The sequence below is a fragment of the Marinigracilibium pacificum genome, from assembly GCF_012926615.1.
GTDB lineage: Bacteria > Bacteroidota > Bacteroidia > Cytophagales > Cyclobacteriaceae > Mangrovivirga > Mangrovivirga pacifica.
The window spans coordinates 1-22510 of sequence record NZ_JABBNU010000009.1; the positions used below are offsets into that span (position 1 = coordinate 1).

The window sequence follows — 22510 nt, forward strand, 5'->3', positions numbered from 1 at the left end:
TTAAGCGGTTTGCTATCTTGCCTACATCTATTCAAAGAACTTTGTTTCTTCCACAACGCTTCTCGCTGTTTCCAAACTTGTGAACACTAATCTTTCTTAGCATCCTTCCCCGTTTTGGGAGTGCAAAATTGAAACATATTTTTTAATTCCGCACAACTTTTTTGAAGTTTATTTTTTCTTTTCTTTTTCAAGCGCTAAACCAAGCTCTTACACCCGGTCCCCAACCCAATAAACTCCTTCTCATTACCTCAATTTCTAGCTTTCTTTCACCGTCTGTTTCCGAAAGGGATTGCAAAGGTAAACACATTTTTCGTAAATGCAACACACCCAAAAAGAAAAAGTTACGCAACCGTTTTAACTACCTATTCCTCAACGGTATATTTTCTCAACTTCCATGAAAATAAAAAAACCGGCCCTTCCCGAGGCCGGTTTCAATATTATATTTGAAGAATTTATTCTTCTTGCTTCTCAATTTTTAAATTTAATTCTTCAAGTTGTGATTGGTCAATTGTTGCAGGACTATCAATCATAACATCTCTTCCAGAATTATTTTTAGGGAACGCAATAAAATCACGGATAGATTCTGCGCCTCCAAACAATGCACAAAGCCTGTCAAATCCAAAAGCAATCCCTCCATGTGGTGGTGCACCATATTCAAATGCCTCCATTAGGAATCCAAACTGCTTCTTAGCTTCCTCTTTTGTAAATCCTAAATGATCAAACATTAAAGACTGGGTTACCTGATCATGGATACGAATTGACCCACCTCCAATCTCAACACCATTTATTACAAGGTCATAGGCATTTGCTCTGACAGCCCCAGGGTCAGTATCAAGCTTTGATATATCCTCAGGTTTAGGCGATGTAAACGGATGGTGCATGGCATGATACCTTCCTGATTCTTCATCCCACTCTAACAAAGGAAAATCAACTACCCATAATGGGGCGAAAACTGAATTATCTCTTAAGCCTAAACGCTTACCCATCTCAAGCCTTAATTCACAAAGCTGTTTTCTTACCACATCTGTATCTCCTGAAAGAACCAACATCAAGTCACCTTTTTCAGCTCCCATTTTTTCAGCCCATGCTTGAAGTGCATCGTGGTCAAAGAATTTATCTACTGAAGATTTAAATGTTCCATCTTCATTATACTTAACATAGACTAATCCTTTAGCACCAATTTGCGGTCTTTGAACCCATTTGGTCAACTCATCGACCTGCTTTCTTGAATAATCACCACAACCAATAGCGACGATTCCAACTACTAGTTCAGCATCATCAAAAACTTTGAAGCCTTTATTCTGAGCAACATCATTTAATTCAATAAATTTCATGTCAAACCTGATATCCGGTTTGTCAGAACCATAAAATTTCATGGCTTCAGAATATGGCATTCTTTTAAAGTCTTCAACTTCTATTCCTTTAACCTCTTTAAAAAGGAATTTAGTCATTCCCTCGAAAGTATTTAGAATATCCTCCTGCTCAACAAAAGCCATTTCGCAGTCTATCTGTGTGAATTCTGGCTGTCTGTCAGCTCTAAGGTCTTCGTCTCTGAAACACTTAACAATCTGAAAGTATCTATCATACCCTGACACCATCAACAACTGCTTAAAAGTTTGAGGCGACTGTGGAAGGGCATAAAACTCTCCGGGATTCATCCTTGAAGGCACAACAAAGTCTCTAGCTCCTTCAGGAGTAGATTTTATCAAAACCGGGGTTTCAACCTCAATGAATTCTTGTGAGTCCAGATATCTTCTTACTGCCTGAGCCAGCTTATGTCTCAACACAAGATTATTACGAACAATATTTCTTCTTAGATCAAGGTATCTGTATTTCATTCTTAATTCTTCTCCTCCATCAGTATCGTCTTCGATAGTAAAAGGAGGGACTTTTGAAGAATTTAAAATTTCAATCTCATCTACAAACACTTCTACATCACCTGTTGGGATCTTGTCATTTTTAGAAAAACGTTCTTTTACTTCGCCTTTTGCTTTAATAACAAATTCTCTTCCCATTTCGCGAACCTTACTAATTACCTCTGTGTTAGTTTCACCTTCCTGAAAGATAAGCTGGGTAATTCCATAACGATCTCGAAGGTCTATCCAGATCATTCCTCCTTTATCACGAATTCTTTGTACCCATCCTGAAAGTTCAACACGTTGTCCGGTATTATCAATGCGCAATTCGCCGCAAGTATGTGTTCGTAACATTTGTACTTATATTTTAAATTGGCTACAAATTTATAAAAGGATTCGACAAAATCTTTAATGCTTTTCAAAATCAGGCTGAAACAATTAAAATAAATCATAGATTTGCATAGTATTTTTGCTTAATACAAGAAATTCCACAAAATTTCGTTAAATGCGAGACTAACTTTTACGAGAATGAATAAACTATTTTTAGCTATACTATTAATCACCCTGCCAGCAACAATTAGTTTTGCACAGGAAGGTCTAAGTCTTGAAAAGGCGACAGTAAGCAGTAACTTTGAAGTTAAGATTCCTGAAGGATTCACGAAAATGACAGATGAGGAACTTTATTCAAAGTACAGATCAGCAAACCCGGCTGAATTCTCATACATTAGTCCTGATAAGCAATCTGAATTTATTATTAATAAGGCTGAAACACCTTGGCCTGAAGAAGATCTTGAATTACTTTTTGGCTTTTATAAGGCCACCATTTACGATCTATTTGATGAAATTAATATTCTAAGAGAAGAAATCATTGAAATTGATGGCAAAAGAGTAGCTGTTTTGGAAATGGAAACCGTTATTTATCCTGCAGAAAATTCAATGATACCACGTCCAACAGTAAGAAAGTACAATTACATACAATATCTCATTCACGATGGCAAAGTCTGGATAATGAGTTTTACTTCTCCTCTTGGTGCAAAGCAAGACTGGAAAGAAATAATAGAGATAAGTATGGAAAGTATCCGATTAAAAACTCCAAAGCAAAAGTAATAATGGGCTTGAGTGTGCATTCTGATGAACATTTCATGAAAGAAGCCTTGAAACAGGCACAGATTGGATATGAAAATGGGGAAATTCCAGTTGGAGCAGTTGTCGTTTGCGAAAACAGAATTATTGCCAGAGCCTATAATCAGACGGAGTTACTTAATGATGTAACCGCACATGCAGAAATGATTGCCATAACCTCTGCTGCTGATTATCTAGGTGGAAAATACCTTGTAGATTGTAAATTATATGTAACACTTGAGCCTTGCTCTATGTGTGCCGGTGCGCTTGCATGGGCACAGATAAGTGAAATCATTTATGGCGCTCATGACCCGCAAAGAGGATTTAGAAGATTATCTCCTTCTCCTTTGCACCCTAAAACAGAAGTGAAATCCGGAATATTGGAAAATGAATGCAAATCATTAATCCAGGATTTTTTTAAAGATCTGAGAAAATAGGCCTTCCGAAACAAGATTGATTTATAAAAATCGGTTAATTTTATAAATAATGGTTGTCACGCAACTAATGCATTGAACTTGACTTCAAATCAATGTAACATTACATTAAATAAATAGTTATTATATATAAACACATTATTTGTTTAACCAAAAATAAATCTATTAATATGTCTTTTGAATTACCAAAGTTACCGTATGCATATGACGCATTAGAACCACACATTGATGCTCAAACAATGGAAATACACCATTCAAAGCACCATGCGGGATACACTGATAAATTAAACGCAGCCATTGCAGGAACTGACATGGCTGGAAAAAGCATTGAAGATCTACTTAAAAACAATGTAGATAATGGTGCTGTAAGAAATAATGGTGGTGGATTTTACAACCACTCTTTATTTTGGGAAATCATGAGTCCAAATGGTGGTGGTGAGCCTTCAGGTGAATTAGCTGATGCTATCAATGCTGCTTATGGTTCTTTTGATAAATTTAAAGAAGAGTTTTCAAATGCAGCTGCAACAAGATTTGGTTCAGGATGGGCTTGGCTTTGTGTACACCCAGGTGGTAAAGTAGAAGTTTGTTCTTCTCCTAACCAGGACAATCCATTGATGCCAGGTGTTGGTTGTGGTGGATTCCCAATTTTAGGGCTTGATGTTTGGGAGCACGCATACTACTTAAAATATCAGAACAAACGTCCGGATTACATTTCAGCATTCTTTAATGTAATCAACTGGGATAAAGTGGCAGAACTATACGCTGCTAATAAATAATATTATTTTAAACAGGTGAGCAAAGAAAAAGGTCGGGAGTTCCCGACCTTTTTCAATTCATAGCATTTTTATTTAGTCAATATCTACATCAAAATCAAAATCTGTATCTGTCATTTTGTCCATGATTTTCTTATATTTTTTGTGATGTTCAGGCTTAACCTTTTTACCATTGACTTTTATTTCATTATTCTTTTCTTTCTGAATTACTATTTGTTCGTCCTTGGAAGAAATATACCCATCTTTAAGCAATTCTGACTTAAGCATTTCATCCCTAAGCTCCATTTCCTTTTCAAATCTGGCCATATCAACCTTTAGTTTAGCCATCTCTCTTTCTAATTCAAGGTTTGCACGTTCCAATTCTCTTTTTACCTCCTCTTGAATTTTGACCTCATCGAATTCCCTTCTTGCCCTTTCTACCTCTCTTTCGATCTCGGCCTTAGCTCTTTCCATATCTCTCTTAGCTCTCTCTACCTCTCGTTCAATTCTTCTCTTTTCTTCAGGACTTAAAGTAGTATCACTTTTATATTTATAATTAAATCTAAAATCTTCCCTTTCCAGAGCCTCCAAAGCACTATTCAAACTTTCTTCAATTTGGAGACTTTCAATATTTACACTCTCCATGATTTCTTTAAAATCGATAGCCTGAATACTTTCCATTGCAGTTTGAACAGAATTTTGAACCTTCTCAGCAAGATTAGCACTCTCTATTACAATTACATCATCAGAATTATTAAATACATATTTGATGCCATTGTTTTTTTCAGGGACAGTATCCAAATTGATCACTCTATATTTTGAGCTTCCCGGAAACACGCGGTATTCAAAACCATTTGAGTTAGTTACATTGATTGGTTTTGGGGTCTCTTCCGGAGCTAATTCATCAAGAACAGGAACTGGGGCTTTAGGTAACTCTTCACGAACATTTTCGAGCAATTCCTCTGGCTCTGGCTGCAATTCATAAATCATTGGCTGGGCCTCTGCCTCGTGAGGTGGTTCTGGTACTTTCACCTTCTGATTTTCACTGTTAGTAGGCACTTCATTCTGGCTTGACTGGAAAAATTTCTTTTTTCCAACATCCATAAAGCTCATTGCTACAACTGCAACAATAAGGATTATCAAGGGTAATACTTTATCTTTCATCGTCTTCTTTTGCATTTTAGGTTGAACAATTCGTTGAATACGAAGTAGCAAACTGTGTTTCGACTGCCCACCTAACTGCATTGCAGGACTGTGACTATTTAAAGCATATTCTTCTAATTTGGTTAATAATTTAGCGTACTGTATTGAAGATGGCTGATAATTGAGAGCGACAGTATCACAACAAATCTCTCTTTCGTGACGAAGCACATCGCTCAAATACCAAACCATCGGGTGGTAAAAGAATAATATTTCTATGGTTGATTGAATAAAATTAATCAGGTAATCACTTCTCTTTATATGTGCCAACTCATGAGCAAGTATAGCTTCAATCTGATTGACAGGCAAACCTGTAACCAACCCAACGGGGATCAAAATAACAGGCTTAAAATGCCCCATTACCATCGGACCGTAAACCGCTGCTGATTTTAATATTTTAATATCTTTATCGATATTTAAGGAAACCTTTAACTTTTCAAGAAGTTCATTCCAATGAGAATCTACAATTTCAGTTGCTTTACTCCTTAACATGCGTAAATAAGCATATGACCCTAGTAGTTTTAATCCTAAAAGAATTGTCCCTATCATCCAAACAAACACCAACTCGGGTATATAAGGCTTGATTAATAAAGAGATTTTATCCAACAATCCTACAATACCCGAATCCTGAACTGTTAAAATCTGCTCTACCTGCTCATTAAGCATTGTAAAAGTGAACGCTCTTGCTGATTCAAGCTTATTCCAATGAACCCAGAACGTTTGAACACTCCATGTAAAACCACCTATCAATGCACCAAATGATAACCAATACATTACATTCGGTTTGTTTTTGACAAAGGGCTTAATCATTAAAAACAAGACCCCTACCAATAAAAATTGCCAAAAAGCATGAACCAAGGTCCATCCTAATGATTCAATAATTCGATTATAAATGTCGGGCATTATCATGGAATTCAGTTTTGAGAATCTTCTAGTTCATCTAAATATTTCTTAATCTTTTCAAGTTCTGATTTATTAGTATGTTTATTTCCTAACAAATGCATTACCAATTTTGAAGCCGATCCTTGAAAGGTCGTTTCGAGCAAACGGTCAATTAATCGGTCACTCGTTTGTTTGCGGTCTATTTCAGCTGTATATATATGTGTTTTACCGTGTTTCTCTCTAGAAAGATATTCTTTTTCATACATTAGTTGCATGATTTTTAAAGTAGTTGTGTACCCGGTATCTTTTTCTTTGGAAAGTTCATCATGTACTTCACGCACAGTGGATGGTCCTCGTTCCCATAGAACACGTAAAACATCTAATTCAGATTCGGTGGGCTTTGAAACACTCATAATTTTGCTACTACGATTATTTTCGTAATACAATTATATACGATTTTATTCGTAGTTAAAAATTATCTACGAAATAATTCGTAAAAAAGTGTTAAATGGCAAAGGTTATTGATGAATGGCTAATAGTAATCACCTCTTTTTCAAAAGTTTATTAATTCTAATTGCTTCATCAAAATAAAATGGTAGGTGTTCAAAAATATCAATTCCTTCATTAACTATGTAGTGTCTGATGTTTTTTTGGTCTCCTACAAGCATGTTAAAAGGATCTTCCATGTAAATCCCTTTAGTGAAACCGATGATCAAGTGATCTCTTTTTGGATTAAAATAAATCAATGGACCGAGATAGTCATAGAAAGGCACTTTATACTTTATAGCTTCTGAGACACCCGGTGTTTCTATTAACCATTGTCTTATCTGTTCTGACAATTGGTAAACAGTATCATTAAGGTTTTGGGAAAGGTAATCAGTGACCCTGGCATCCGGTTGATTAGGAATCGCCTTCATAATCGCTATCAGGTTGAATTATTGGTAGGCCTAACTGATACTTAATTGCAATGGTTCTCACAATAATCACGCTAGCAACACAGGCTACATCTGCCCAGTTTCTTGTCAGAGGAAAATAATCAAACAATGCAAACAAAGCTCCTCCAATAATACAAGCACCAGCATAAATCTCTTTTCTGAAAATCAATGGAATTTCATTTATTAATATGTCTCTGGTAATACCTCCTGCTATTCCGGTTATCATACCCAAAAACATAGCAACCCAATAAGGGTGCCCATATAAAATTGTTTTTTCTATTCCTACGAGAGTAAACATTCCTAAACCGATGGTATCGAAAATAAAGAATGTATTTTCAAGCCTTACTAACCTGTTTCTGAAAATCACAACAAATATCAGAGCTATAAATATTGTAATAAAAAACTTCGGATCTTGCATCCAGAAAGGAGTTGCATTTAATAACAAATCACGGATTGTTCCTCCTCCTACAGCTGTAACAATACCAATAACAAAAGATCCAAAAAGGTCAACTTTTGCAGCGGCTGCAAGTCGGATTCCACTAATTGCAAATACAAACGTCCCTGCGTAATCTATAAATTCAGGAAAAGTAAGCATCATCGAGATTATATTAATTCCACCACCAAAGTAACAAAAAAAAACCGCTGCCAAATGGCAGCGGTAACATTATTTAAAACTGAATATATTAATCTTCTATTTTGACATGATCGAGATTCTTAAATACAATGTGATCTCCTTCCACATCAATTCCTACCACGGAATCTTTATGAATATTGCCAGCGAGTATTTCCTTAGATAATTCATTAAGTACTTCTCTCTGAATTATTCTTTTCAATGGACGCGCACCAAATGTTGGATCGTATCCTGTTCGACCCAGATAATCAAGTGCCGCATCTGTTGCTTCAAGCTTGATGCCATTATGAGCCAGCCTGTCTTTTATTAGGTTAAACTGAATCCCAACAATCTTTCTGATATCTTCCCTGGAAAGAGGTCTGAACATTATCAGCTCATCGATTCTATTTAAGAATTCTGGTCTGACAGACTTCTTCATTAATTCGAAAACTTCATTTTTGGTTTTATCAATGACTTCATCATGATTAAATTCATCCATCATCTCAAAATTACTTTGAATGATATTTGAACCAATATTAGTTGTCATGATAATTATCGTATTCTTGAAGTTTGCAATACGACCCTTATTATCAGTTAATCGTCCATCATCTAGCACCTGAAGTAGAATGTTGAATACATCAGGATGCGCTTTCTCAATCTCATCCAATAAAACAACACTGTACGGCTTTCTTCTTACTGCTTCTGTCAGCTGGCCACCTTCATCATAACCTACATAACCCGGAGGCGCTCCAACCAGCCTACTTACTGCATGACGCTCTTGATATTCTGACATATCGATCCTTACCATGGCATTTTCATCATTGAACAGATAATCAGCCAATGCTTTTGCAAGTTCAGTCTTACCAACACCGGTTGTACCCATAAAAATGAAACTACCAATTGGCCTTTTAGGGTCTTGTAATCCTGCACGACTTCTTCTAACAGCATCCGAAAGTGCCTGTATTGCCTCTTGCTGACCGGCTACACGCTTACCTAATTCTTCTTCAAGATGAAGCAATTTCTCTCTTTCACTTTCGAGCATTTTACTTACCGGAATACCTGTCCATCTAGCAACTACTTCAGCAATATCTTCAGAATCTACTTCTTCCTTTAGCAGACTTTCTTCACCCTGCATATCGGCAACTTGTTTTTGTAATTCATCAAGTTTATTCTGAGTTTCAACAAGCTTACCGTATCTAATTTCCGCTACCTTTTCATACTCACCTGAACGCTCAGCTTTTTCAGCTTCAAGTTTCAGTTTGTCTATTTCTTCTTTAGTATGCTGGATACCCTGGATAACACTTTTTTCATTTTCCCATTTAGCCTTAAGACTGTCTCGTTGTTCACTTAGCTCAGCAATATCCTTATTTAAGATAGATTCTTTTTCCTTATCTTTTTCACGCCTGATCGCTTCACGCTCAATCTCAAGCTGCATAATTTTCCTGTTAAGTTCATCAAGTTCCTCAGGAAGAGAATCAATTTCGATTCTCAATTTAGATGCTGCTTCATCCATCAGGTCAATAGCCTTATCAGGAAGAAAACGATCTGAAATATATCTACTTGAAAGCTCAACAGCTGCAATCACGGCATCATCTTTTATTCTAACTCCGTGATGAAGTTCATATTTATCTTTGATACCTCGAAGTATTGAAATTGCATCTTCTTCACTTGGTTCGTCAACAATTACAGACTGAAACCTTCTTTCCAGAGCTTTATCCTTTTCAATATACTTCTGATATTCTTTTAAAGTTGTTGCTCCAATTGCATGCAGCTCACCTCTGGCCAGGGCCGGTTTTAATAAGTTAGCAGCATCCATGGCTCCTTCACCACCACCTCCGGCACCGATAAGAGTATGAATTTCATCAATAAATAAGATAATCTCTCCATCAGAATCTTTCACTTCTTTGATTACTGACTTCAAACGCTCCTCAAACTCACCTTTATATTTGGCTCCAGCAACCAAAAGCCCCATATCAAGCGATATTAAAGTTTTTGATTTCAAGTTTTCAGGTACATCACCATCAACAATACGCTGAGCCATACCTTCAACAATGGCCGTTTTACCTACACCAGGCTCACCGAGTAAAATCGGATTGTTCTTAGTTCTACGAGAAAGAATCTGCAAAACCCTTCTTATCTCTTCATCTCTACCAATTACAGGGTCAATCTTTCCTTGTCTTGCCAGCTCATTTAGATTTATAGAATACCTTGAAAGAGCCTGGTACTTATTTTCAGCATTTTGATCAGTTACTTTTGACCCACCTCTCAGCTCTTTAATCGCTTTAACAGCATCAGCCTCATTAAACCCATGATTTTTTAATAGTCCGGCAGTCTTATCCTTACCCTTTAATAAACCAAGAATAATATGTTCTACTGCTACAAACTCATCTCCAAAGGTCTTTAGCGATTTGTTAGCTTCAGAAAGAGTCTGATGTGCATCATTAGATAAATATGGTTTACCTCCAGTTACTTTTGGATAAGAACGAATTAAGTCATCTAATTCACCATTAAGTACCGGAGTATTTACATTCAGCTTTTTAGCCAGATACGAAAACACATTCTCGTCGGTCGATATAATCCCCTTTAGCAAATGACCAGTTTCAACAGCTTGCTGATCATTAGCCATTGCTATTTCAGTAGCCTTTTGAATGGCCTCCTGAGACTTTAATGTATAATTGTCAAATGTCATATTAGTATAATTTCTTGTTCCTTTTAGCTATGAGGGTTGAACAAGAACTCTACCAATTGATATTTTTATATTAAATGAAGAAAAAACGTCAGGTTTTTAAGTTTGAATAGCATTATTTAAAGACAAAATGGCTTATTACAGTTCTTTTTTAGAGAATTCAATGCCTTAATGACAGGTTTGAAATAAATAATTGTACAGAAAAAAGCTATTGCTAAGCATTAATATGATGTTTATCAATAAATATTAGCAAGAATTATCTTTATCATTCTAAATCATCTCAACACGATTCTTGGTAAAAGATTTTCATGTTTAATCTGACCATCTTCAGTAGTAACATAAAGATAGTAGCCGGCCAAATCATCATTTAAATTCAAGTCGATTTTTAATTCAACAAATTTAAACCCTTCATTTTCTACTGTCAACTTATATCGTAAAGAGCGCACAACGTGTGTTTGTTCAGCACCAAAAAGTCTATATGATTTAATATCACCTAATAGTGATTGAATCAGAAGATAAGATTCATTGAATGCATAACTATTTCTTATTCCCTGATAAATCTTTGGTGTGATATATTTTTTATCCAAAAGGTAATCTGGTCCTTCATCAGATTTAAACGAATACAAAATATCTTGAACAATATGAGAACCATATGATCTCTGCCCTTCATCTATATTCTCTAATGGTATTTTAACAGGACCATCATTCATACAGCCAGTTATGAAAAACAGAATTAGAAAAGCTATTTGAAAAATAATATTCTTAAAAGACTTCATTTAATACAGTTAAAAAAATCAGGAATTAATCTCTATATACCTGCAATAATCTTATCCCAGAAGGATTATTTGTTGAGGCAGAAAAAGAATTGTTTTTCCTAAACCTTATAATATTTTCATGAGAAACTCTTATTACGTTTTTAGAGAACATTTCTTCATTCTCATCAAACCCTTTAGCTTTAGAATACATATCTCTATCAAGGTTGGGATGTAAAGGCCAATATATTATAGGCTTATAAAAATAAATGTATTCCTCATCTATATCTTTGATTTTATAAAAGTTGCTGCCTGTTTGACCTTCATTTCTCATTAAATTTTCAAATACATAATAATCTCCAATTTGAGGTGACGCAAACTTTTCTTCAGTATCCTTTGTATTTACATGACGCATGAAGGTAGCAAAAAGAATAAATAACAAAAAACCTAACCCTATTTTAGCGTATTTCTTCATTGTTTCTCCAGTTAAAAAAAAATCCCTATATCATATATCTATGTACCTTTGATTTGGTAACCAAAAAAAATTATGTTTTATAAAAATTAGATAAAGCTCTATTTATTCTTTAAAAATGGGCTTTTCATAAATGACCTTGGTATGGGTGTCTCAAGCATATCATCAATTTCCTTCACACTTTTAACTCCCTCAATTGTCATAAAGGCTTTTGGATTGTTCTCTCTTATAAGGACTTCCAAATCGTGCAATTGTTTTCTACTCGCTATAACGAAAATAACACTCACTTCTCCTTTGCTTCCATGCGCCTCTACTTCTGTGAATTTATACCCTTCAGTTTTGAGAGCCTTCAATAATTTTGAAGCATTTCTTTGTGTAATAATTCTAACAACTGCATTACCAATCGCCAGCTTTTCTTCAATAGCCATCCCAATATAAATCCCGGTAGCAAACCCTCCTGCATAGGCGATATATGAAATTGGATTTGAAAGGTGCTGCATAATCTGACCAATTGCAATCAACCAGATCAGGGCCTCAAGAAACCCAAGAGCTGTTGACAAGGCACGTTTCCCTTGCAACATGTAAATCACTCTCAATGTATTCAGGGGTACATCAATTATTCTAGCAAGAAAGATAATTAACGGTAAAACTACATACTCAAATAATTCCTGACTGAGTCCAAATACAGTAGCAAAATCCATAAGATAAAAGTTTCAATTCTAGATATCAATTATTTTTGATTTAATCAAATTTCCCTTATTTCCTTTAGTATAAAAACAATTTTTTAAAACTCTATCAGCAATTCTACGTACATTTGCATCATGGCAGCAATAGTGAAGAAAAAGAATATCAGGAGTTTAAAACCTGAAGAGTTAAAGCAAATTTTTATAGAGAATGGTGAAAAAGCATTCAGAGCCAAGCAGGTTCAGGAATGGCTATGGAAAAAATCTGCCCGTTCTTTTGATGATATGACCAATCTCTCTAAAGAACTTCGTGAATGGTTAAAAGAGAATTTTGTAATAAATGCTGTTACTATTGCTGACCAACAAAAAAGTAGTGACGGCACAATTAAGCTGGGATTTAAACTCCATGATGGACATTTGGTTGAAGGAGTTCTAATACCTACATCTAAAAGAATTACAGCTTGTATTTCCTCACAAGTGGGCTGTTCTTTAACATGTGCTTTTTGTGCTACTGGCTTTCTTGATAGAAAGAGAAACATAGAAGCTGCCGAAATTTATGATCAGGTAGTTTTAATAAAAGAATTAGCTGAAGAATTATATGGACGCCCATTAACAAATATTGTTTATATGGGCATGGGGGAACCACTTTTAAATTATAGCCACGTTTTTAAATCTGCTGAACTTATTACGGGTGAAGACGGATTAAACATGGCTTCGAAAAGAATCACTGTTTCAACAGCCGGCATTTCAAAAATGATCAAAAAATTGGCTGATGATGACGCTAAGTTCAACCTTGCTCTTTCACTTCATGCTGCAAATGATGAAAAGCGGGATAAAATCATGCCTATTAATGAATCTAATACACTAGAGGCTCTTGCTGACTCATTGAAGTATTATTACGAAAAGACCAAAATGCAGGTCACTTACGAATATATTGTTTTCAATAATTTCAATGATGGTATTCAAGATGCTGAAGAATTATATCAATTCACAAAGCATGTTCCTTCCAAGGTTAACATCATTGAATACAATCCAATTGACCAGGCTGATTTTGTAAACACAGCAGAAGACAAATTAGAAAAATTTGCTGCCTACCTTGAGAATAAAGGAGTTGTTGTCAATGTAAGACGAAGCAGAGGTAAAGATATTGATGCTGCTTGCGGACAACTTGCAAATAAAGGGCATAAGGAAACTGCTTAACAGTTCCTTACCCCTTATAATTATCCAATAAGTATTTCAAACCAGTTTTGTAGCTATACCTTTCAGCAAAGCTAGCGCCGAATTGTGTGGCTATTTTCTTTGAAATCTTAGGGAACTTGGATGAATCTACCTGCTCCGGAAAAAACATCGGGTGTCTTTCAGGTTCATAATCAACCCAGTAAAAGTAATCTGCACCCTGCACAATATGGTTTTCACCACCAAGCTTGATTCCATGTTCGATATGCTCCAGATAATAATCCGGTTCTTCCTGATTCATGTAATCGCGCAGGTAGGTAATACCGATTATTCCATCATTGTGAATTACATACTTGGCATGCTCATCGGTTAAATTCCTGTCATGTTCATATACCTCCCTGAAATTTGAATGCGAGGCTATAACTTTCAACTTTAAGCCTTTCTTTTCCTTGTATTCAATTATATCATCAGCAAGTTTATAACTTGTATGTGAAAGATCTACTGCTATTCCATGCTTATCAAGTAGATCTAGCAAAATTTCACCATCTTCTTTGAGCCCTACCTCTTGAGCTTTATTACCTCCTCCAAACCTGTTTTCGCCATGATGAGTCATCGAAACATACAACGGCTTACCAATCCAACTACTCATTGCAAGCAAATTCATTTCTGTCTGCACTTCAGCATCACCTTCCTCAAGACATAGCCCGGATGCTCCTTCAATTGCCGGAATAAGAGTAATGTTCTTTTTTCTCATTTTTCCTTTCCATTTTTTGAAAGGAAAATCACGCTGATAAAGTTCGAAAAGAATTTTAGCCTGCCTAAATGCATTGATTACACTATTCTCCCCAGGTGCAGTAAAAATTGCACAAGTCTGAACCTTAACCTTTCCTGACTCAAGTGCTGGTAATGAACACCCAATATCATCAGTTTGCTCAAGGGCATCATAGGATAAAGCCGGTAGATTCTGAACATTAGAAAGGTAACTTAACAGATCACAATGGAAATCGACTACAGGTAATTTTTGCATATCAATAAGGTTTTCCTAAAAATAAAAAAAGCAGTCGAAATTTCGACTGCTTTGAATTTTATTTATGTAGGTTTTAAGATATCCACTTAATATCCTTAAAGTCAGGTTTTCTTTTTTCAAGAAATGCGTTACGCCCCTCTTTTGCTTCGTCAGTCATATATGCAAGTCTGGTAGCTTCTCCAGCAAATACTTGCTGCCCAACCATACCATCATCGGTCAGGTTAAATGCAAACTTCAACATTTTAATTGAAGTAGGAGATTTAGCCAGAATTTCCTGAGCCCATTCATAAGCTGTGTCTTCAAGTTCATCATGAGGAATCACAGCGTTAACCATACCCATTTCATATGCATCTTGAGCAGAATAATTTCTACCTAAAAAGAAAATTTCACGAGCACGCTTCTGTCCAACCATTTTAGCGAGATAAGCAGAACCATAACCACCATCAAAAGAAGTTACATCTGCATCTGTTTGCTTGAATATAGCATGTTCTTTACTTGCTAACGTCAAATCACAAGTTACATGAAGACTATGACCGCCTCCAACTGCCCAACCCGGAACAACAGCGATAACAACCTTAGGCATAAAGCGCATCAAACGCTGAACTTCAAGAATATTCAATCGAGGAACACCATCATCATCGACATAGCCCTGATGACCACGTGCATTTTGATCGCCCCCACTACAAAATGCCCAGCCACCATCTTTTGGTGATGGACCTTCTCCAGAAAGCAGAACAACTCCAATGGAAGGATCTTCTCTTGCATCAAGAAAAGCTTCAAATAATTCACCTACTGTCTTAGGACGGAATGCATTTCTTACTTCAGGACGGTTAAATGCGATACGTGCTACGCCACCACATTTTTTATAAGTTATATCTTCGTATTCCTTTACGGTTTTCCAGTTAATCTTACTCATTTGAATATATTTTCTATTATCAAATCGATTTAGTATTGTAAAAATACTTTTTGTAGGTGAAAATCAGATAAATATTTCAGAAACTATATTCCAAAAGCTGAATTTTATATTCTTACTGCATCAGTTAAAGAGAAATCATTAATTTAGCTGCGCAACATAAAACTCAAAAAATGAATTACGAATCTAGTCTGGAATTCGCTCAGAAAATGGATCGTGAAGATAGTCTTTCACGATTCAGAGATGAATACCACATTCCAAAAGTCAATGGAAAACCCTCCATTTATTTTTGCGGAAACAGCCTTGGACTCCAACCAAAAAGAACAGCTGAGTACCTTGAGCATGAAATGAAACAATGGCGAGAGATGGGAGTTGAAGGTCATTTTGACGGCGAAACCCCTTGGTATGAAAGTCACGCCCGTTCAAAACCAGCATTGAGCAAAATTCTCGGTGCCAAAGAACATGAAATCGTAGCCATGAATAATCTGACTACGAATCTTCATTTGATGATGGTTTCATTTTATAAGCCTGAAGGTAACAGAACAAAGATTATTATGGAAGGAGGAGCCTTTCCTTCAGATATGTATGCAGTCGAAAGTCAGGTTAAATTCCATGGATTAAACCCTGCAGATCATGTCATTGAGGTTAATCCCCGTGAAGGTGAATATTTGATCCATCATGAGGATATAATAAAAGCGATAGAAGATAATGCCGACAATATAGCTTTGGTACTGTTTCCGGGAATCCAATATTATACCGGTCAGGTATTTGACATGAAGTCTATATCAGAAGCAGGACATAAAGCAGGAGCTAAAGTTGGATTTGACCTTGCCCATGCTGCAGGAAACATCCCTATGCAACTACATGACTGGGGAGTTGACTGTGCTACCTGGTGCTCATATAAATACATCAACAGTGGTCCCGGAAATGTTTCAGGATTATATGTTCATGAAAAATATGCTAACGATAACGACTTACCGAGATTTGCCGGTTGGTGGGGGCATGATCAGGACGAGCGGTTCAAAATGCTTAAAGGTTTTAAACCTATGTATGGCGCTGACGGTTGGCAATTAGCAAACCAGAATGTTTTGGCACTTGCTGCTCATCAGGCTGCATTGAGTCTATTTGAAGAGGCAGGTATCGAAAACCTCAGAGAGAAAAGTATTAAGCTAACTGGGTTTCTTGAATTTATGCTTAATGGACTTAATTCTTCAACGGATGAAAAGATAGTGGAAATCATCACTTCTTCTAACCCTGAAGAAAGAGGCTGTCAGTTATCTTTATTTGTGCATAAAGGTGGTAAAGCATTATTTAAGAGGCTACAAGAAGGAGGACTAATTGCAGACTGGCGTGAGCCCAATGTAATCAGGCTCGCACCAACTCCAATGTATAATTCTTTTGAAGATGTTTACAGACTTGTAAAATTAATGGAAGACGTCTTTAAAGAGTTCTAATCAAGACGGGCTACTCTTTGCAGCTTACTTGAATCATTATAGATTAACTGATACTGTTCGTATAATTTCATGATTTCACGAACATAGGCTACTGTCTCAGTTCCGCGGCAGTAGCCATATTTCACTACTTTATCCTGATAATAATCTTGCTGAGACTTTAACAATAAGTATTTCTCGACATTATCTTCCCACTTTTGAGGATCTGCTCCATACTTTCTAGCCAACCTTCTGGCATCAAGAATATGCCCCTGACCAATATTATAGGAAGCTAAGACAAACTTTTTCCTTTCGGTACTATCAGAAACTCTTTCAGCCCAATATTCATCGAGCCATTTTAGATGTGAGGCGCCGGCTTTAATATTTTGTTCCGGATCAAAAGTATTTGTTACCCCATATTCCTTAGCCGTCTCAGGTAAAAGCTGAAACAAACCATGAGCCCCAGCCCATGAAGTTACATTGGGGTCAAACCTGGATTCCTGATATGCCACAGAAGCTAAGAGCAACCAATCCCATCCCATCTTAACAGCATTTTCTTTAAATGATTGATCAAAAGGAGATAATTTCTCACTAGAAAATGAAGCATAATCACTTTTAACCCATTTACGATTATACTTAGGGTTTTCGAAATACTTACGGTAAATAACATGATAGTCATTTGTCTTACGCATCTTTCGAACCCATTGATTTATTGAAGACTCTAATGAATCGGCATTTTTTCTAACAGCCCATGAAATTCTTTGAGGAAAACTAACTGCAGTTTCAACATCTATATCAGGGTAATAAGTAGCATTAACCTTTGCCATGTTTTCATCGGCTACAGTATAATCTATTTCTCCTTCGGCAACTTTCCTGATTAGATCTTCAGTAGTCATATCTTTATCAGCTTCAACAATAAAGATATCATCGCCCAGTTCCTCAGACAGGTTTTGCAATCTCGATAAATAGGCACTACTATTCCTGACATAAACTTCCTTACCAATCAGATCTAAAGGGTCTCTGACCAGGATATTTTCAGTCTGATGCCATTTTAGTTTGCGCCAGTTATCAGGTTTTCTCTGAACTAATACTTGACGCTCTATAGAGTGATATTCCGTAAAGGTGGCATACTTCTTTCTTTCCTTTGTAATAGAAAGGTTATATGCTATGATATCCACCTTTCCTGAATTAAGCATTTTAAACGCTTCTTCAATACTTGGAGAAATCTTTATTTCAAGATGAATATCAAGGTCATCAGCTAGTCTTTGAAGAAGTTCATACTCGTAACCCATAGGCTTTCCTCTATAAATAAAGTATCCAGTCGAACTATTATCTACAACAGCTCTAAGGACTCCTCGTCTTTTAATAGTTGGAAGGTCAAGGTTGACTACCTGAATAGTATTGGCGCTATCTTTAGCTACATCCTTCTGCTCTATTCCCGACTGTCGACAAGAGCTAAAGGTGATAAATAAAAATAATACTGGTAAAAATAGTACATACTTTCCCAAAACATTATTGGTTGGTGATAGGGTAAAGTACGTAATTTATTGCTCTTGGTTTAAAACTTTTTCGAGAAGAAAGTCATTTCCATCGATAAAATCATATTGTTTCAGGGATAAAATATTAACTAACAAAGAATAAATATGAATATTTTGAAATGAATTAATTTTAGCACCATGTTTGAAAGAAGGCCCATTTGCATAAAAAATACCATGCATTGACCTCATTTCAGGAGAAAAACCATGATTTCCACCTTCTTTAATTCCAGACTCATGTTTTTCGCGATGCTCTTCCCCTAAAATAATTTTTCCTTTTGGTGCAGAAAGTATCAAATCGGGAGTCCAGGGCTGTTTTACTCCTGAAAAAGACTTAAATCTCTCCGGAGAATTATAATTTACAGAGTTCCCCAATACTTTTTTAAAGTCTTCAACAGCTTTAAGAAACTCAGTATTCTTATTTCTGAAATAAACATATACAAAAGGTCCGGCATTAAACATAAGATACTTAGATCTTAATGCTCTATTATCATTGTCCAGGAATATGGGCTCATACCCTGCCATATCTTCCATCCCATGATCAGAAACAAGAATTAAGTTAACGGGGACTTCACTTTTCTTGATCTCGCTCAGGAAGTAACCCAATTCATCATCAATTATCTTTGCAGCTTCCTTTACTTCGTTTGAGTTTGGTCCGAATTTATGACCTAAGTCATCGAAAGTACTAAAGTATCCAAGTATTAGTGATGGTCTTTCCTCCTTAGGCAGATTAAGCCATTCGATCATTCCATCGATACGAGACCTATTAGAAATCTTTGCATTATAAGGAACTACATAATCAGGCTTACAACCATTTATTGAAGCTTCGGTTCCAACCCAAAAGTAAGAAGCTGTTTTCAACCCGTTTTGTTGAGCGTAACACCATATTGGAAGCCCATGATAAAACCGTCCATCTTGTACCGCTTCACGGTCTCTGATAACATATATTTTTTTTAGTTCGCGATTATAAAATGAATTGGCAGGTAAACCATGATGTCCTGGTTCCAGCCCGGTTACTATTGAATAGTGGTTGGCAAAAGTTTTAGATGGAAATGAGGGGATCAATCCATCTGCGGCTACTCCTTCAGAAAGAAAGTCCTTAAAATTCTTCATGTCAAATTTTTCGACATAGTCATGTCGAAAGCCATCATAAGATATAAGAATGGTGACAGTATCTAATTGCGCAAATATTCCCCCCGGAATAAGCAGCAATAAAAATATTAAGCGCATAAATGATTAAATGTTAGCCCTATAAAAATAAAAAAGGCTGTCAATATTGACAGCCTTTTCACTTATTTATTTTCTAAACAATTAAAATCTCATTTTTATACCAGTATTCCAAGAACGTCCCCAACCGAAAAACACTTCATTTGAAACATCGGCATTGTCTGTCCCAGGTATTATACTATTAGGATCATCAGTTAATTCGTTAGTAAATGCCTCAGAAATATATTCCTCGTCAAGTAAATTGTTAACATTCAATGTCCAAGTAAAATCTAGCTTATTAATATTAAAATTATATGAAAAACCAGCATCCATCAACCCGTATGAAGGTAGTTCCCAAACTTGATTTCCTGGAGTTTGGAAATTATCCAGATCAAATTGTGCATATACATTATCTGCATGGAAGTAATTAACATATATTTTACCTCCTCTAATCACTTCATAATTTGCGCCCAAAGAAAAAGTAACTTGAGCTGCATCAGCAACCTTTACACCATCTGTATATAGAACCACATCATTATCTAAAAGTTCATTGTTGTCATTAAAGACTTGGGAGGCATTAAAATCATTAGAGTAAACCCAGTCGCCAAATGATGCCATTCCATTTATTGACAGTCCTTTCATAGGAGTTAAAACAAAATCAAATTCAATACCTTGGTGTAATTGAGCAACATCATCAAAAATAGCTCTATCATTATTATCACCATTGTTATCAGCATCAATTCTTGATAAAGTAAATTGTCTATTACCCCAAGAAGTTCTGTAAAGATTTAAGTTTGCCGCAAGAATACCGCTTCTATATCCGTAACCAACTTCTATTGCATTTACTGTTTGATTCTCTGCATCTTCATTAATATCATTCACAAAATTGACGAAGACATTATCAAATATTGGCTGTCTACTAAAGTATCCTCCATTCACATAAACATTGTGATGATCATTAATCAAGTAATTAACTCCAGCTTTAATAGTCCCACCTAAGAAATTTTGCCAATCAGTTTCTTGCTCCGGATCACTATCCAGGTAATTGAAATAATCAATTCGTTTAAAACCTTGATTCGACCCAGAGAGGGAAACGAAAGCTGAAACCTTATCATTGGTATATTCTATTTGAGTATAAAGCCCTAACCAATTAACCAATCCATCATTATTGTAGGCAATAATATTATTATCATCTCTTCCTTCCTCAGTAACATAATGATTAACATTATTAACATCATTATCATCATATAACGCTGCTAAACCAAGAAGATCCTGTACTCTAGTATAGTGAAGCCCTTTGTAATACCTAAAATCAACCCCACCTACAAAACTCCAATTATCATTTATTTTCTTAGATAAGTTTGAAATAACTCCAAACCAGTTATGTTCATTCATTGAAGCTCTTTTAACTATACCTTGACCAGGGCCACTCCAACCTAATACATATTCACCAGCAAATTGTCCATCATAATTTGGATCTTCATTAGGCCCTAACCATGTTGTATTGTCAGCACCAAAATCTGCAACAGTTTGTCCAGAATTCCAGGCTTTTATGTCGTCAAATCTCAATAAACCATCTTGAGTTTTAGGTAAAGCTCTATATCTAGTTCTATTAATACTTCCTCTGTCTCCAGAACCTCCCCCACGACCAAATGAGGCATATACTGATGTCGATAATTCAGTATCATTATTAATATTCCAGTAATGGTTCAATGATATTTGTGGTTTGTGATAAAAATTATCCTCCATAGCAAACTCTTCTCCATCTAAATATCCCCAGTTTGCATTATACTTTATCCCATATTGCTCGAATGTAGTATATGATTGAGCATCTTGTCTTTGATTATGTCTCTGTGGTGCACCGAAAGCTGTAAAATGAATTGAATGTTGATCATTAAATACTTTGGCTAATGATAAAAAATAGGAATACCCTCTAAACATTGTTCCATCTACATATCCATTTCCTCTAGTATGAGTACCTTGTACTGTTAAGGCAAGACCATTGTCCATCAAACCAGTTGAATACATTAATCCGTATTTCTGATATCCATCATTACCAAAAGAAGCTGAAACACTACCTCCTTTATCCATCTCAGCTGCATTTGTAATTATATTGATTGACCCACCAACGGATGGAACTGCTAATTTTGAAGCTCCTAGTCCTCTTTGTACCTGCATAGATGAAGTTACATCTGCTAACCCAGCCCAATTGGACCAATAAACAGCCCCATTCTCCATATCATTAACAGGAATACCATTTATCATTACAGCTACATTCCGCTGATCAAAACCACGAACATTAATTCTTGAATCACCAAATCCACCACCCTGCTTGGTAACATAAATTGATGGTGTGTTTCTTAGCATTTCCGGAAACTCTTGATTTCCAACCTTCTCTTGAATCTCTTTTGATTTAATCGTAGATACTGCTACCGGGGTTTTTCTATCAATTGCCACCGAAGCAATAACCTGTACTTCACTTAATCCTACAGCAGCAGAATTTAATTTCAAAGTCCCTGTATTTACAGTACCTCCATTAGGAACATTCACTTCTACTTTTCTTGTTTCATATCCAATATAAGATATATCAAGAGTCTGATTTCCAGAAGGAGCTCCACTAATGGTGAATGCCCCATTTAAATCGACAATTGCACCAATTGTTGTTCCTTCGATAACAACATTAGCTCCTAACAAGCCTTCACCAGTCTCACTGTCAACCAGCTTTCCGGTGACTGTTCCGGTTTGTCCAAATGCTGTGATCGAGACAAACACGAGTGCTAAAACGAGTAAACGTTTAATCATAACAAGTTTATAGTTTGGTTTAAATATTTCGGCGACA

General features: G+C 36.0%; 19 protein-coding genes. 5 read left to right on the forward strand and 14 right to left on the reverse strand.

From position 1 onward, the window contains the following. Positions 1-452: 452 nt before the first annotated feature. A complete protein-coding gene (gene aspS, locus HH304_RS14320) occupies positions 453-2210 on the reverse strand; it encodes an aspartate--tRNA ligase (RefSeq protein ID WP_169682831.1) in 1758 nt (585 codons plus the stop codon). 174 nt (positions 2211-2384) lie between these two features. Here aspS and HH304_RS14325 point away from each other — a divergent pair, with 174 nt between their 5' ends. The 3 genes from HH304_RS14325 (at position 2385) to HH304_RS14335 (ending at position 4188) form a co-directional block, all read left to right on the forward strand. Then, positions 2385-2963 carry a hypothetical protein gene (locus HH304_RS14325; protein ID WP_169682833.1) on the forward strand — a complete coding sequence of 193 codons (579 nt, stop codon included), beginning with the start codon at positions 2385-2387 and terminating at the stop codon, positions 2961-2963. 2 nt (positions 2964-2965) lie between these two features. Next, positions 2966-3415 (forward strand): nucleoside deaminase, encoded by a 450-nt coding sequence (locus tag HH304_RS14330; protein WP_169682835.1) that lies wholly within the window; start codon positions 2966-2968, stop codon positions 3413-3415. Positions 3416-3582: 167 nt separating this feature from the next. Further along, entirely contained in the window at positions 3583-4188 is a 606-nt protein-coding gene (locus HH304_RS14335) for a superoxide dismutase (RefSeq protein ID WP_169682837.1), read from the forward strand. Positions 4189-4260: 72 nt separating this feature from the next. Here HH304_RS14335 and HH304_RS14340 read toward each other — a convergent pair whose 3' ends face one another. From HH304_RS14340 to HH304_RS14375, 8 genes are all read right to left on the reverse strand, one after another. After that, the gene (locus HH304_RS14340) at positions 4261-6138 is read right to left on the reverse strand and encodes a M56 family metallopeptidase (RefSeq protein WP_169682839.1); all 1878 of its coding nucleotides are present in this window, start codon (positions 6136-6138) and stop codon (positions 4261-4263) included. Between the two features lie 140 nt (positions 6139-6278). Continuing rightward, positions 6279-6659, reverse strand: a complete 381-nt coding sequence (locus HH304_RS14345; protein WP_169682841.1) for a BlaI/MecI/CopY family transcriptional regulator — start codon at positions 6657-6659, stop codon at positions 6279-6281. A gap of 129 nt (positions 6660-6788) precedes the next feature. Beyond that, on the reverse strand, positions 6789-7163 hold the full coding sequence (locus HH304_RS14350) for a DUF1801 domain-containing protein (protein WP_169682843.1): 375 nt from the start codon (positions 7161-7163) through the stop codon (positions 6789-6791). Continuing rightward, on the reverse strand, positions 7147-7779 hold the full coding sequence (locus HH304_RS14355) for a trimeric intracellular cation channel family protein (RefSeq protein ID WP_271711633.1): 633 nt from the start codon (positions 7777-7779) through the stop codon (positions 7147-7149). Before HH304_RS14355 ends, HH304_RS14350 begins: the two co-directional genes overlap by 17 nt. An 85-nt stretch (positions 7780-7864) precedes the next feature. Next, positions 7865-10480 carry an ATP-dependent chaperone ClpB gene (gene clpB, locus HH304_RS14360; protein WP_169682845.1) on the reverse strand — a complete coding sequence of 872 codons (2616 nt, stop codon included), beginning with the start codon at positions 10478-10480 and terminating at the stop codon, positions 7865-7867. A 272-nt stretch (positions 10481-10752) separates the two neighbouring features. Further along, the gene (locus HH304_RS14365) at positions 10753-11253 is read right to left on the reverse strand and encodes a hypothetical protein (protein ID WP_169682847.1); all 501 of its coding nucleotides are present in this window, start codon (positions 11251-11253) and stop codon (positions 10753-10755) included. A 25-nt stretch (positions 11254-11278) separates the two neighbouring features. Then, complete coding sequence (locus HH304_RS14370) at positions 11279-11704, reverse strand: hypothetical protein (RefSeq protein ID WP_169682849.1); 426 nt, start codon at positions 11702-11704, stop codon at positions 11279-11281. A 98-nt stretch (positions 11705-11802) separates the two neighbouring features. Further along, positions 11803-12402, reverse strand: a complete 600-nt coding sequence (locus HH304_RS14375) for a DUF2179 domain-containing protein (RefSeq protein WP_169682850.1) — start codon at positions 12400-12402, stop codon at positions 11803-11805. Positions 12403-12522: 120 nt separating this feature from the next. Between HH304_RS14375 and rlmN the strand changes: the two genes are divergently transcribed. Beyond that, positions 12523-13584 (forward strand): 23S rRNA (adenine(2503)-C(2))-methyltransferase RlmN, encoded by a 1062-nt coding sequence (gene rlmN / locus HH304_RS14380; protein WP_169682852.1) that lies wholly within the window; start codon positions 12523-12525, stop codon positions 13582-13584. A 7-nt stretch (positions 13585-13591) separates the two neighbouring features. On the opposite strand, the gene HH304_RS14385 is transcribed toward rlmN, so the two are convergent. Both HH304_RS14385 and HH304_RS14390 read right to left on the reverse strand, forming a co-directional pair. Continuing rightward, on the reverse strand, positions 13592-14587 hold the full coding sequence (locus HH304_RS14385; RefSeq protein ID WP_169682855.1) for a dipeptidase: 996 nt from the start codon (positions 14585-14587) through the stop codon (positions 13592-13594). Positions 14588-14660: 73 nt separating this feature from the next. Beyond that, positions 14661-15503 carry a 1,4-dihydroxy-2-naphthoyl-CoA synthase gene (locus tag HH304_RS14390; RefSeq protein ID WP_169682857.1) on the reverse strand — a complete coding sequence of 281 codons (843 nt, stop codon included), beginning with the start codon at positions 15501-15503 and terminating at the stop codon, positions 14661-14663. A 170-nt stretch (positions 15504-15673) separates the two neighbouring features. Here HH304_RS14390 and kynU point away from each other — a divergent pair, with 170 nt between their 5' ends. Continuing rightward, on the forward strand, positions 15674-16954 hold the full coding sequence (gene kynU, locus HH304_RS14395) for a kynureninase (RefSeq protein WP_169682859.1): 1281 nt from the start codon (positions 15674-15676) through the stop codon (positions 16952-16954). Here kynU and HH304_RS14400 read toward each other — a convergent pair. The 3 genes from HH304_RS14400 to HH304_RS14410 form a co-directional block, all read right to left on the reverse strand. Next, positions 16951-18438 carry an MltF family protein gene (locus tag HH304_RS14400; RefSeq protein WP_169682861.1) on the reverse strand — a complete coding sequence of 496 codons (1488 nt, stop codon included), beginning with the start codon at positions 18436-18438 and terminating at the stop codon, positions 16951-16953. The two genes, kynU and HH304_RS14400, sit on opposite strands and share 4 nt — an antisense overlap. Before the next feature lie 36 nt (positions 18439-18474). Beyond that, positions 18475-19695 carry an alkaline phosphatase family protein gene (locus HH304_RS14405; RefSeq protein WP_169682863.1) on the reverse strand — a complete coding sequence of 407 codons (1221 nt, stop codon included), beginning with the start codon at positions 19693-19695 and terminating at the stop codon, positions 18475-18477. 81 nt (positions 19696-19776) lie between these two features. After that, complete coding sequence (locus HH304_RS14410) at positions 19777-22473, reverse strand: TonB-dependent receptor (protein ID WP_169682864.1); 2697 nt, start codon at positions 22471-22473, stop codon at positions 19777-19779. Positions 22474-22510 lie beyond the last annotated feature (37 nt).

Coding starts and splice junctions, on each gene's coding strand:
- HH304_RS14375 (WP_169682850.1), bottom strand. CDS start 12,402: ATGGATTTTGCTACTGTATTTGGACTCAGTCAGGAATTATTTGAGTAT.
- HH304_RS14405 (WP_169682863.1), bottom strand. CDS start 19,695: ATGCGCTTAATATTTTTATTGCTGCTTATTCCGGGGGGAATATTTGCG.
- aspS (WP_169682831.1), bottom strand. CDS start 2,210: ATGTTACGAACACATACTTGCGGCGAATTGCGCATTGATAATACCGGA.
- HH304_RS14370 (WP_169682849.1), bottom strand. CDS start 11,704: ATGAAGAAATACGCTAAAATAGGGTTAGGTTTTTTGTTATTTATTCTT.
- HH304_RS14330 (WP_169682835.1), top strand. CDS start 2,966: ATGGGCTTGAGTGTGCATTCTGATGAACATTTCATGAAAGAAGCCTTG.
- HH304_RS14390 (WP_169682857.1), bottom strand. CDS start 15,503: ATGAGTAAGATTAACTGGAAAACCGTAAAGGAATACGAAGATATAACT.
- HH304_RS14355 (WP_271711633.1), bottom strand. CDS start 7,779: ATGATGCTTACTTTTCCTGAATTTATAGATTACGCAGGGACGTTTGTA.
- kynU (WP_169682859.1), top strand. CDS start 15,674: ATGAATTACGAATCTAGTCTGGAATTCGCTCAGAAAATGGATCGTGAA.
- HH304_RS14340 (WP_169682839.1), bottom strand. CDS start 6,138: ATGTATTGGTTATCATTTGGTGCATTGATAGGTGGTTTTACATGGAGT.
- HH304_RS14350 (WP_169682843.1), bottom strand. CDS start 7,163: ATGAAGGCGATTCCTAATCAACCGGATGCCAGGGTCACTGATTACCTT.
- HH304_RS14325 (WP_169682833.1), top strand. CDS start 2,385: ATGAATAAACTATTTTTAGCTATACTATTAATCACCCTGCCAGCAACA.
- HH304_RS14345 (WP_169682841.1), bottom strand. CDS start 6,659: ATGAGTGTTTCAAAGCCCACCGAATCTGAATTAGATGTTTTACGTGTT.
- rlmN (WP_169682852.1), top strand. CDS start 12,523: ATGGCAGCAATAGTGAAGAAAAAGAATATCAGGAGTTTAAAACCTGAA.
- HH304_RS14410 (WP_169682864.1), bottom strand. CDS start 22,473: ATGATTAAACGTTTACTCGTTTTAGCACTCGTGTTTGTCTCGATCACA.
- clpB (WP_169682845.1), bottom strand. CDS start 10,480: ATGACATTTGACAATTATACATTAAAGTCTCAGGAGGCCATTCAAAAG.
- HH304_RS14385 (WP_169682855.1), bottom strand. CDS start 14,587: ATGCAAAAATTACCTGTAGTCGATTTCCATTGTGATCTGTTAAGTTAC.
- HH304_RS14335 (WP_169682837.1), top strand. CDS start 3,583: ATGTCTTTTGAATTACCAAAGTTACCGTATGCATATGACGCATTAGAA.
- HH304_RS14365 (WP_169682847.1), bottom strand. CDS start 11,253: ATGAAGTCTTTTAAGAATATTATTTTTCAAATAGCTTTTCTAATTCTG.